Raw genomic sequence first — 11732 nt, 5'->3', positions numbered from 1 at the left:
AATGCTAACCAAGCTTGCTAATTCTTTTATTAAATCTGTATAAAAATGTATAATGAAAAGATAAAAATGTTACCTACATATGAAGATTGAAGGGTGTCGTAGATGAAAAAACTGTTTTCGTTCCTTAAACCATATCGTCTCTTCATCGCTCTTGCTTTATTTTTAATGTTAGTCGAGCTCGGTGTTGAACTTTTACAGCCACTCTTCATTGCAAAGATCATTGATGATGGCATTTTACAAAAAGACCTTTCCGTCGTGATAAAGTGGGGAGCGATCATGGTCGGCCTATCGATATTTTCGTTCCTTGGCGGAATCGTCAATTCCTTTACAGCTTCTCATGTGAGCCAAAGTTTTGGACATGAAGTAAGGAAAAATCTCTTCGGCAAAATCCAGGCCTTTTCTTTTGCCAATTTAAACAACATCCCGACCTCTTCCTTGATCACCCGGATGACGAATGATGTGACGCAGCTTCAGAATACGGTATTTATGGGATTGCGTATCATGGCAAGGGCACCGCTGATTGTCCTTGGGGGCACAATCATGGCGATAACGGTCAATCTGAAGTTATCCCTTGTATTGATCATTTCGATTCCCGTTCTCGTGCTGTTCCTGGGATGGGTCATGAAACGTGCGGCAAAGCTGTTTCGACTTGTCCAAAAAAGGCTGGATAACGTCAATAGTGTCATGCGGGAAAATTTGATTGGGATGAGGTTGATCAAAGCATTTCTTCGTAAGGATCATGAAATCGGCCGTTTTGACGGGGCAAACGATGAATTGAAAATGAAGACCGTCCAATCGCTTCGCTTGATTGAAACGACGATGCCCGTGCTGATGCTAGTCATGAACGTGGCAATCCTTGTAGTCCTATGGTTCGGTAGCGGCTTTATCTCGACGGGAGATATCCAGGTCGGGGAAGTCGTGGCGATTGTCAATTATGCCACAAGAATCGCAGGCTCCTTATCGGTCTTTTCTTGGTTGATCATGGTCTTGTCCCGAGCAAAAGCGTCAGCTGACCGCGTGACCGAAATTTTCGAGACGCCCATTGATCTCGATGAAGGTAGGGTGGAAAGCAGGGGGGACCTTATCAAAGAGGGGCATATCGAGTTCGAGGATGTGTCATTCCGCTATCCTGGCGGCGATGAACAGGTATTGAAACACTTGGATTTCACCGTCGAAGCGGGACAAACTCTCGCGATTATCGGTGCGACTGGGTCGGGGAAAACCTCCCTATTTCAGCTCATTCCACGTTTATTCGAAGCGGAGAGTGGAACGATCACGATAGATGGGCAGGATGTGAGGGACATTCCTCTGGACTCACTCCGAAAAAGGATTGGCTACGTGCCGCAGGAAGCGATGCTATTTTCCGGGTCCATCCAGACCAATATCGCCTGGGGGAAAGAAGACGCGTCACTGGAGGAAATCATGATAGCTGCCCAACATGCCCAAATCCATGAAACGGTAATGAGACTGCCAAAGCAATATGAAACGCGGTTAGGACAAAAAGGAGTGAATCTCTCAGGCGGGCAAAAGCAACGGCTATCGGTTGCGAGGGCATTGGTCCGCAGGCCGAAGATCCTCCTTTTGGATGACAGCACAAGCGCCTTGGATCTAAATACGGAAAGTAGGCTGCTTACGGCATTGGAATCCTATACGTGCACGACGCTCATCATTACGCAAAAAATAAGTACAGCGATGAAAGCCGATAAAATCTTATTGCTTGAAGATGGCGAGGTACTCGCGGAAGGCAAGCATGATGAGTTGAGTAAAACGAATGCCCTTTATCGGAAAATCGTTGCATCACAATATGGGGAGGAGGAGATTTCCTATGAAACGAAAAACGTCTCCCGCTAAAAAGCCGTCCAATTCTGCAGGCACGGTCAAACGGATCCTCCCTTATTTAACGACGAATAGAAGTATGCTCGTCATGGTCCTGTTCATGGTCCTGGTCAGTTCAGTGTTAGGACTGCTTGGTCCATTTCTTGTCGGAATGGCCATCGACGATTATATCGTCACGAAGGACAGCGATGGTTTGATCAATCTGCTGTTTGGGCTCTTTGCGGTTTATGTGTTTTATTCACTGTCCATGTGGCTACAAAACTATTGGATGATCGGGATTGCCCAGGATACGGTTTATCTGATGCGCAACCAGCTGTTCAAGAAGCTCCAGCAGCTGCCGATTCCCTTTTTTGACCGTCGCCAGCATGGGGAACTGATGAGCCGGGTCACGAATGATATTGAAAATGTCAGCTCTACATTGAACAGTTCGGTCATTCAAATCTTTTCAAGCGTCCTGACTCTTGTCGGGACACTGGCTGTCATGCTGTATTTGAGTCCATTACTGACGATTCTAACCCTTTTCATTGTCCCGCTTATGTTCTTTGGGTTGAAATGGATTACGAACCGGACAGGCAGGCTTTTCAAGGAACAGCAGAAAAACCTGGGTGAATTGAATGGATTCATTGAAGAAACAATTTCCGGACAGCGCATCGTGAAGGCCTTTTCACAGGAAGAAAAAGTGATTCGTGATTTTATCACTCGCAGTGAGAACTTGAAAAAAGCCGGTTATTGGTCTCAATCCTATTCGGGATTGATACCGAAGCTGATGAATTTATTGAATAACTTAAGCTTCATCGTGATTGCTGCCGTCGGTGGCTATTTGGCCTTGGAAGGAATGGGTGGGGTCACCATTGGCGTGATTGTCATCTTCACCGAGTATTCCAGGCAATTCACGCGTCCGCTCAATGACTTGGCTAACCAGTTCAATACCCTGCTTTCGGCTGTCGCTGGTGCTGAGCGGGTATTCTCGATCCTGGATGAAGAGGAAGAGGGCATGGATGAGAAAGATGCGGGTGAACTACGGGACATCCGTGGAGAAGTTGATTTCGAAGGGGTGTCCTTTTCCTATGATGATGACGATCAAACAATCACCGATATTAGTTTCCATGCTGAAAAAGGAGAGACCATTGCATTAGTCGGTCCGACCGGTGCGGGTAAAACGACGATTATTAATCTGCTCGCCCGGTTTTATGAACCGAACAGTGGCAGGATCCTGGTCGATGGACAAGATATCCAACAGGTAACGAGGGCGAGCCTCCGTAAACATATGGGATTCGTTTTACAGGATTCCTTTCTATTTCAAGGAACAATTCGTGAAAATATCCGTTATGGCCGTTTGGAAGCCATGGATATGGAGGTAGTGGAAGCGGCCAAACTTGCCAATGCACATACCTTTATCATGAAACTGCCCAATCAATATGATACGGTTTTGACCCAAGATGGCAGTGGAATCAGCCAGGGGCAACGACAGCTCCTTTCAATTGCGAGGGCGATTTTAGCCGATCCGATTCTTTTGATTTTGGATGAGGCGACAAGCAGTATTGATACGATCACCGAAATCAAAATACAGGAGGCGTTACATCGATTGATGAAGGGGCGAACAAGTTTCGTCATTGCGCATCGACTGAATACGATTCAGCAAAGCGATCAAATACTGGTATTGGATGAGGGGAGAATCATCGAAAAAGGGTCCCATTCGGAGTTATTGAAGCAAAAAGGTTTCTATGCTGAACTTCATCGCGGTTCCTTAAATGGAAATCATACGGGATGAAAAAAAATGTGTGCCTCTTGGCGCACATTTTTTTTAGTTGGTCCAAAAAACTGGAACCTATCGGGTACATTCCGTTACCGAGGCAATTGCCTCATCCAAGAAGGTCAGCACATCTTCGTTTATCGGATACAAACCTGCGGAAGCGGATCCTTCCTTGGACTTTCGAATTTCCCAGAATTTCTCCTCAAGCTCTTTGTTTCCCTGAAATACCAACTCGGACAGCAGGAGGGAATCTTCGGCAATGAGCCGTCCTTCTTCCGATAAGGGGGAAACGCCTTTTTCAAGGGACCATTCGATTCTCTTCATGAGATTGATCCATTGCCTCGTGCTGATATCATTTTGTTCCATTTTGGGTAGTTTATTGATGGTTTTCTGTTCTTCCTCGTTGAAGTGTGACCCTCGATTATGCTCTTTTCTTTTGAATAATGGAAGCAGTAACTCCCAATTGAATTCCCCTTCGATTTCGATACTGTTTAATAAAGTCTGGATGTTCTTTAATGTATTTTCCTCTTCTTTTATATCGGCTTGTATTTGTTGTTGGTGCTGGAGAAGTAATTCTTTGAAGGATTCTTTATTCAATACGGTTTTGATATCGTCCAATGAAAAAGAAAGGGCTTTAAGCAGGCAGATTTTCTCAAGTCGCTTCAGGTCATTGGCCGAGTAATATCTGCGGCCATTGGCGTGCCTGTATTCAGGCGTTAATAATTGAATCTGGTCATAGTAACGGATGGTTCTTATCGTCACATTCGCTCGCTTAGACAATTGTCCAACGGTCAAAAATTCCATTGTCATACCTCCCATTCGTTCATCTAGCTCAGGTGATGGCTAAACTTTCCTTTTTATTATAGCGGAATAGGCGATAGGAATTAAATAGGTAGTATGGAAATAAACGTTAAAAACGGAGTCTGGACGTAGGGGGAGGAAGTCTGGGTAGTCTGAAAAAATCGTAACGGTACATGCCGTGCTATTAATTTCGGCTAGTGAAGAAAACCTATTGCTTATTAACCATAAAATGACATATAATTCAGAATATATACAAAATTAACGTTGTTTAGTCGTTTTAAGGAGGCTGTGGAAAACGTTCAGGCACAATGAATTGGTAAATACAATGGGGTAGGAGATGAAAAAATGAAAGCGCTTAAATCAGTTGTTCTTTGGGGAATCATCTCTGCGTTGGGAGCTGTGAGCTTCGGTGTTGTCGCCTTAAATCGCGGGGAAAGCATTAATGCTATGTGGATTGTTACGGCTGCTCTCTGTGTCTATTCGATTGCTTATCGCTTTTATAGTAAATTTATCGCACAGAAAGTATTCGAGCTTGATGATAAACGTAAGACTCCAGCTGAATTGAATAATGATGGTAAAGACTATGTACCGACGAATAAATGGGTACTGTTTGGTCATCATTTTGCCGCGATTGCTGGGGCAGGGCCACTTGTAGGGCCTATCTTAGCGGCACAGATGGGGTATCTGCCGGGTACACTATGGCTCGTGGTGGGTGTCGTTTTGGCCGGTGCGGTACAGGATTTCGTCATTCTCTTCGGATCGATGCGCCGAAATGGTAAATCGCTTGGTGAAATGATAAAAGAAGAAATCGGTCCCGTCACAGGTTTCATTGCCATGCTAGGGATTTTTGGCATCATGGTCATTTTATTGGCCGTGCTTGCGCTAGTAGTCGTGAAGGCCTTGGTAGGAAGCCCTTGGGGGATGTTCACGATTGCTTCGACCATACCTATTGCGGTCCTTATGGGTGTTTACATGCGGTATATCAGGCCTGGACGAGTCGGGGAAGGATCCATCATCGGGATTATCCTGTTGATGCTTGCTTTGTACTTCGGACGTTTTGTAGCGGAAAGTGCAACATTGGCTCCCATGTTTACATACTCAGGTGAAACGATTGCCATCCTCTTGATTGTGTATGGTTTTGTTGCTTCTGTGCTACCGGTTTGGATGCTTTTGGCTCCGCGGGATTATCTAAGTACCTTCTTGAAAATCGGTACGATCATCGCTCTTGCACTAGGCATCTTCATCGTCATGCCTAATCTTGAAATGCCTGCGGTCACGCAGTTCATTGATGGAACGGGGCCGGTTTTCTCGGGTAACCTATTCCCATTTTTATTCATCACGATTGCATGTGGGGCGGTGTCTGGATTCCATGCGCTCGTTTCATCGGGTACGACGCCTAAGATGATCGAACGTGAATCCCATGCACGCCCAATCGGATATGGAGCCATGCTGACTGAGTCATTCGTGGCCATCATGGCGATGGTAGCGGCCTGCGTATTAACACCGGGTATTTACTTTGCCATTAATAGTCCGGGTGCTGTCATTGGGACGGAGCCGGCTCAGGTTGCGACGACGATATCTGATTGGGGATTTGTCTTGACGCCTGATATGATTACGGACCTTGCCGATGATGTCGGGGAGGAAACGATATTATCCCGTACTGGAGGAGCTCCCACGTTTGCGATTGGGATGGCGCATATTTTCTCACAAGTAGTCGGGGGTGCTTCCTTGATGGCGTTTTGGTATCATTTCGCGATACTATTCGAGGCATTGTTCATCTTGACGACGATTGATGCCGGTACCCGGGTGGGCCGTTTCATGATTCAAGATATTATCGGTACTTTTTATAAACCATTTGCGCAAACGAATAAATGGGTGCCGAACATCATCGCGACAGCCATTTGTGTTCTAGGGTGGGGATACTTCCTGTACCAGGGGGTCATTGATCCGCTTGGAGGAATCAATACACTATGGCCATTGTTCGGGATTGCGAATCAAATGCTATCCGCGATTGCGTTACTGCTTGGTACGACCGTCTTGTTCAAGATGGGCAAGAAAGCGTACACATGGGTCACACTTTTACCGACGACCTTTATATTAATTGCGACGATGACAGCGGGTTGGCAAAAGCTATTCCACGAAAACCCTGCAATTGGCTTTTTGGCGCATAAGGACAAATTCAAGGCTGCCTATGATGCAGGAGAGGTCCTTGCTCCGGCGGCGAATTTAGCGGAAATGAAACGAGTCATCTTCAATGATTATTTAGATGCAGCCCTTTGTGCCTTCTTTATGATCGTGGTCATCACTGTCTTGATTTCCGCGGTACGATTATGGATCAAAATCATCAAAAATGAAAAAATTGACATGCATGAATCTCCTTATATATCAAGGTGATAATGGAGGGAAGGAAACCATGTTAAAAAAAATTACCCGGATTCTTAGCTACCGAAAGCAATTCATTAGTCTACTTGTCGGAGTTCCTAGTTATGAAACGTATGTAGCCCATATGAAGCTGGAACATCCTGATAAAACGATTAAGACAAGGAAAGAGTTCTTCTGCGAAGCGCAGGACGAAAGGTATAACGCTAAGGATGGGAAGGTATCACGCTGTTGCTAGTCATATAGTTAGGAGGGGCCCTTATTATTAGGGCCCTTTTTTGCGCGGATTTTTATAAGAAGAGTATGAAACCATGTGAGGAAAGGACTAAGAATCTATTTCGTACCGTTCGTTTTCCGGTGCTTATTACATAGAATTTTCAAAAAAAGTAAATAAAATGGTTGAATTTTTTGAAAATTAAGTATATGATAAATTACATCACATAACAATGTTATATAACATAACATATTAAAAATTTAAGGGGGAAAAACAAATGCAGATGGCAGATTCGGTATTCATGTTTTTAGCGACAATGATGGTTTGGCTTATGACTCCAGGAATTGCCCTATTTTATGGAGGGATGGTAAAAAGCAAGAATGTCCTCAATACGGCAATGCATAGTTATATGCCACTCGCTGTCATTTCTATTCTTTGGGTGCTAGTTGGGTATTCATTATCCTTCTCACCAGGAAATACTCTCCTAGGCGGTCTGGATTGGGTAGGTTTAAAGGATGTCGGTTTCGCTCCTGGCCCATACAGCGACACAATTCCTCATAGTTTATTCATGCTATTCCAAATGACATTCGCAGTATTGACCGTTTCCATTATCGCAGGCGGGATCGCTGAACGAATGAAATTTTCCGCTTTCTTAATTTTCACCATTCTTTGGTCTTTATTCGTATACGCACCCGTTGCTCACTGGGTATGGGGAGGCGGCTGGTTAGCTGAACTTGGTACGCTTGATTTCGCCGGCGGTAACGTCGTTCATATCTCTTCAGGTGTTGCTGGTTTAGTGTTGGCTATCATGTTGGGGAAAAGGAAGGAATCAGGAAACAGTGCCCCGCATAATCTACCTTTAACATTCCTTGGTGGATCGTTGATATGGTTTGGCTGGTACGGTTTTAATGTCGGCAGTGCCTTGACGATCGATGCAGTGGCGATGAATGTTTTCGTGAATACGGCTGTTGCAGCTGCGGCTGGTATCATTGGCTGGTTAATCGTTGAGTACATGACAAATAAGAAGGCAACCTTGCTTGGTGCAGTATCGGGTGCCATTTCTGGATTGGTGGCCATTACACCAGCCTGTGGGTTCGTGACGACAGCATCTTCCATCCTGATTGGGGTCATTGGCGGAGCGGTTTGTTACTGGGGTGTATTCTTCCTTAAAAACAAATTGGGCTATGATGATGCACTTGATGCTTTCGGCTTACATGGCATTGGAGGCACTTGGGGTGGAATCGCGACGGGATTATTCGCGACTACTTCGGTGAATGAAGGGGGAGCCAACGGTTTGTTCTACGGAGACTTCAACCTACTTTGGAAACAAGTTGTAGCGATTATCGCCACATATATCTTCGTGGCTGTAGTCACGTATATCATCGCAAAAGTCATTAGCTTGTTCGTTCCATTACGTGTCAGCGAAGAAGATGAAACAACGGGGCTCGATCTTACACTCCACGGTGAAAAGGCCTATCACGAATCAATTTAAAGGAGGGAATTCATATGTCTCAGGTATTGACGAAAATCGAAATCATTACGCGGCCAATCAAGTTTGAACAGTTCAAAGAGGAGTTGGCGAAGATTGGTGTCAGTGGTATCACGGTGTCAGATGCGAAAGGTACTGGGCTACAGAAGAGTTATGTCGAAACATATCGAGGCAGAAATCGGGAAATATCCTTACATGACCGAATGAAAATAGAGATTGTAGTATGTGAAGTCCCCGTTCAAGATGTAGTGGATGTTGCCAGGAAATTCTTAAGCACTGGAAAACCTGGAGACGGAAAGATCTTCATCTATGAATTAGCCAATGTGGTGAATATCCGGACAGGAAAAGAAGGGCACGATGCATTAAAGAACGACTGAGGAAAACATTAAAGGAGGGGACAGATGGGCAAGTTGATTGAGATTGTTTCCAGGAAAAAGCAAAAGATTGTGACTGAACTGATATCCGAAAACATTTACCAACCTACCGACAGGTCTTATTTATTAGAATTACCATTGAAGAATTTAGAATCAATCTTACTTCTCCGAACCAATTCCCCGTCTAAAAAAGCAGATGTCTAAGTTAGGAAGCCGTTTCTTCTATAAAAAGAGGAACGGTTTTTCCTGTGTTTTAGAGATAGTGGCAAACCTTTTCGGCAGCGTATTTGAATAGTTTATATCCTGGAAGTGAATTTTATAATAGAAGGACGGATTTTTTATTGGTTCCACCATAGAAATTGGTGGGAGTACCCACTATAATGAAATGGGACAGGTAATTTAAATCCTGTTTTCTGGCTTTTTTCGACGATTTTCGCTTATTTACTTCCATTTTTCATTAATATGGGAAAAATCAGAAGAAAGTCTTTTTCTTTAGAGTGAAAATAATCAATCAATATGTTCTTTATGGGGTGGGGAAAAATGGATCAATTTACGGTTAAATCCGTTTTAAATATCATTAGTGAGTTTGTTCCAAAAAACGCTTCGATTGCAGTGGCTGATTCTGAGCAGTTTATCTATTATCAACCAAGCAAACAAATCGATGTCGGGATTAAACCTGGAGATTTAATAAGTGAAGGGACGGCCGCTTTCAAGGCATTGCAGAGCCGGAAGAAAATTGCCGTTCAAGTTGAAAGTGATGTATTTGGCGTCCCGTATTATGGTTTGAGCGTTCCCATCCTGGAAGGTGAAAATCCAATGGGCGCCGTGACAGCCATCCTTCCCTCCAAGCCGTTCGTGTTGCCGACTTCCTTTTTAACCGTCAAGACGGAAGACAGATGGATTCCGCTTCCTTATGAGGAAATCATGTTTTTAGAAGCGCAAAATAGGAAGACAAGGATCCAGTCTGAACGCGTGAGTGGTTTCCATAAATTGAATTTAAGTGAATTGGAGTTCGTTTTACCAAGTGAAATGTTTATTCGGGTGCACCGTTCCTATATTGTCAACATTCATTTCATTGAGGAAATCTTGCCTGACTTTCACTCTACATTCTTGCTTGTGATGAAGGATCATTCGAAAATTCAAGTTAGCCAAACGTACGCAAGCCAGTTCCGAAGAGCACTTGGTTTTTAGAGTTTCTGTTTCGTGTAATAAAAATGCTGTTTTATGCTCCTTTTAAGGCTTTTCATTCATAAAAGAATGTGACAATTACACGTACTTGATAAAATTAGGTGTAAGAAAAGCGAAAATGGGGGTCTTTTGTATGAACGAAAGCGTTTTCAAAAAAATCCGCAATGAGCAACTTAAGGGGAAAGTTGTCACTGCAGAAGAAGCTGCTTCATGGATTAAAGATGGTATGAAACTAGGTATGAGTGGATTTACTCGTGCTGGTGATGCGAAAGTTATTCCAATGGCTCTAGTTGAAAGAGCGAAAACTGAAAAATTCAAAGTTGACGTATATACAGGTGCATCATTAGGACCTGAAGTCGACCAACATATGGCGGAAGCCGGACTCATAAATAAACGTTTACCATTCCAAGCGGATAAAGGTATTCGTAATAAAATCAATGCTGATGAAATCACTTATGTCGACCAACATCTATCTCATACGGCTGAATTAGTTCGTCAAGGGATTGTTGGACCAATCGACTTTGCTATCATCGAAGCAGTGGCTATCACAGAAGACGGATTAATCATTCCGACAACTTCTGTAGGTAACTCAGCTATCTTCGTACAAGAAGCGAAGAATGTCATCATCGAATTAAACGTGTCTCATCCAGAAGGATTAGAAGGCATGCATGATATATATTTACCAGCTCAACAAGGTGAGCGCCAACCGATTCCATTGACGAGTGCAAGTGATCGTATTGGTTCGATCGGTATTCCTGTTGATCCTGAAAAAGTGAAAGGGATTGTTGTGGCAACAGTTACGGATGCACCTTCTACAATCGTGCCTCCTGATGAAGAGACTGCTGTCATGGCCAATCACCTTACTAACTTCCTTCGCGAAGAAATCAAGGCTGGTCGTTTAACTGAATCGCTTGCACCACTTCAATCAGGTGTAGGTTCCGTTGCAAACGCCGTGTTGAATGGTTTAATTGATTCTGAATTCAAAGATTTAGAAGTATACTCTGAAGTGTTACAAGATGCAGTATTCGATCTTATCGATGCTGGAAAAGTTAAATTCGCTTCAGGTTGCTCCATTACTTTGGCTGAAGAAAAAGGTAAGCAAGTATATGGCGAACTTGATAAATATCGTGATAAACTCGTTCTTCGTCCACAAGAAATTTCTAACCACCCGGAAGTCATCCGTCGTCTTGGATTGATTTCTATCAACACTGCGTTAGAATGCGACATTTACGGAAACGTAAATTCAACACATGTTTCTGGTACAAGAATGATGAATGGTATCGGTGGTTCTGGAGACTATGCTCGTAATGCACGCTTGGGTATCTTCGTAACGAAGTCCTATGCAAAAGGCGGCAAAATCTCAAGTATCGTTCCTTTCGTATCTCACGTTGACCACACTGAGCATGATGTGGATGTTATCGTTACAGAACAAGGTTACGCTGATTTACGCGGTCTAGCACCAAAAGAACGTGTACATGCAATCATTGAAAACTGTGCACATCCGGATTACCGTCAACAACTTCGTGATTATTTCAACGAAGCTGTCGCTCTAACTGGTGGACACCAAACACCGCATGTTCTTGAAAAAGCATTCTCTTGGTATACAAACCTTGCCAAGAACGGTACAATGCTTGAAGCTACTCTTCAAGATCAAAAATAAGATGATGGACCCCGCTCATTGCAGCGGGGTTTTTTTGT

The 11732-nt window shown here is 43.8% G+C and carries 10 protein-coding genes; 9 read left to right on the top strand and 1 reads right to left on the bottom strand.

What is annotated here, in order from left to right; genetic code table 11:
- Positions 1-102 precede the first annotated feature (102 nt).
- Positions 103-1851: an ABC transporter ATP-binding protein gene (locus ACIQXQ_RS15100; protein ID WP_402958492.1), complete on the top strand. Its 1749-nt coding sequence runs from the start codon at positions 103-105 to the stop codon at positions 1849-1851.
- Positions 1826-3607: an ABC transporter ATP-binding protein gene (locus ACIQXQ_RS15095; RefSeq protein WP_402958490.1), complete on the top strand. Its 1782-nt coding sequence runs from the start codon at positions 1826-1828 to the stop codon at positions 3605-3607. The genes ACIQXQ_RS15100 and ACIQXQ_RS15095 overlap by 26 nt, the downstream gene beginning before the upstream one ends.
- A gap of 57 nt (positions 3608-3664) precedes the next feature.
- Here ACIQXQ_RS15095 and ACIQXQ_RS15090 read toward each other — a convergent pair whose 3' ends face one another.
- Positions 3665-4393, bottom strand: a complete 729-nt coding sequence (locus ACIQXQ_RS15090; RefSeq protein WP_402958488.1) for a MerR family transcriptional regulator — start codon at positions 4391-4393, stop codon at positions 3665-3667.
- 342 nt (positions 4394-4735) lie between these two features.
- On the opposite strand from ACIQXQ_RS15090, the gene ACIQXQ_RS15085 reads away from it, so the two are divergent.
- The 7 genes from ACIQXQ_RS15085 (at position 4736) to scpC (ending at position 11694) form a co-directional block, all read left to right on the top strand.
- Complete coding sequence (locus tag ACIQXQ_RS15085; RefSeq protein ID WP_402871971.1) at positions 4736-6784, top strand: carbon starvation CstA family protein; 2049 nt, start codon at positions 4736-4738, stop codon at positions 6782-6784.
- Positions 6785-6803: 19 nt separating this feature from the next.
- Positions 6804-7007 carry a YbdD/YjiX family protein gene (locus ACIQXQ_RS15080; protein ID WP_402871969.1) on the top strand — a complete coding sequence of 68 codons (204 nt, stop codon included), beginning with the start codon at positions 6804-6806 and terminating at the stop codon, positions 7005-7007.
- Positions 7008-7260: 253 nt separating this feature from the next.
- A complete protein-coding gene (locus tag ACIQXQ_RS15075; protein WP_402871966.1) occupies positions 7261-8475 on the top strand; it encodes an ammonium transporter in 1215 nt (404 codons plus the stop codon).
- A gap of 14 nt (positions 8476-8489) precedes the next feature.
- Positions 8490-8849 (top strand): P-II family nitrogen regulator, encoded by a 360-nt coding sequence (locus ACIQXQ_RS15070; protein ID WP_402871963.1) that lies wholly within the window; start codon positions 8490-8492, stop codon positions 8847-8849.
- 24 nt (positions 8850-8873) lie between these two features.
- Positions 8874-9050 (top strand): hypothetical protein, encoded by a 177-nt coding sequence (locus tag ACIQXQ_RS15065; protein WP_402871960.1) that lies wholly within the window; start codon positions 8874-8876, stop codon positions 9048-9050.
- Between the two features lie 336 nt (positions 9051-9386).
- The gene (locus tag ACIQXQ_RS15060; protein WP_402871957.1) at positions 9387-10037 is read left to right on the top strand and encodes a LytTR family DNA-binding domain-containing protein; all 651 of its coding nucleotides are present in this window, start codon (positions 9387-9389) and stop codon (positions 10035-10037) included.
- A 130-nt stretch (positions 10038-10167) separates the two neighbouring features.
- Positions 10168-11694 (top strand): succinyl-CoA:acetate CoA-transferase ScpC, encoded by a 1527-nt coding sequence (gene scpC, locus ACIQXQ_RS15055; protein WP_402871954.1) that lies wholly within the window; start codon positions 10168-10170, stop codon positions 11692-11694.
- Positions 11695-11732: the final 38 nt, after the last annotated feature.

Origin of the sequence: Peribacillus sp. NPDC097198 (assembly GCF_044762055.1) — a bacterium.
GTDB lineage: Bacteria > Bacillota > Bacilli > Bacillales > DSM-1321 > Peribacillus.
The sequence above is the reverse complement of the archived record's forward strand: the minus strand, read 5'-3'. Positions and strand labels throughout refer to the sequence as shown.

Excerpts from the sequence above, each read along its gene's own strand:
- ACIQXQ_RS15075 (WP_402871966.1), top strand. The coding sequence starts at position 7,261 with ATGCAGATGGCAGATTCGGTATTCATGTTTTTAGCGACAATGATGGTT.
- ACIQXQ_RS15095 (WP_402958490.1), top strand. The coding sequence starts at position 1,826 with ATGAAACGAAAAACGTCTCCCGCTAAAAAGCCGTCCAATTCTGCAGGC.
- ACIQXQ_RS15100 (WP_402958492.1), top strand. The coding sequence starts at position 103 with ATGAAAAAACTGTTTTCGTTCCTTAAACCATATCGTCTCTTCATCGCT.
- ACIQXQ_RS15060 (WP_402871957.1), top strand. The coding sequence starts at position 9,387 with ATGGATCAATTTACGGTTAAATCCGTTTTAAATATCATTAGTGAGTTT.
- ACIQXQ_RS15080 (WP_402871969.1), top strand. The coding sequence starts at position 6,804 with ATGTTAAAAAAAATTACCCGGATTCTTAGCTACCGAAAGCAATTCATT.
- ACIQXQ_RS15065 (WP_402871960.1), top strand. The coding sequence starts at position 8,874 with ATGGGCAAGTTGATTGAGATTGTTTCCAGGAAAAAGCAAAAGATTGTG.
- ACIQXQ_RS15085 (WP_402871971.1), top strand. The coding sequence starts at position 4,736 with ATGAAAGCGCTTAAATCAGTTGTTCTTTGGGGAATCATCTCTGCGTTG.
- ACIQXQ_RS15070 (WP_402871963.1), top strand. The coding sequence starts at position 8,490 with ATGTCTCAGGTATTGACGAAAATCGAAATCATTACGCGGCCAATCAAG.
- ACIQXQ_RS15090 (WP_402958488.1), bottom strand. The coding sequence starts at position 4,393 with ATGGAATTTTTGACCGTTGGACAATTGTCTAAGCGAGCGAATGTGACG.
- scpC (WP_402871954.1), top strand. The coding sequence starts at position 10,168 with ATGAACGAAAGCGTTTTCAAAAAAATCCGCAATGAGCAACTTAAGGGG.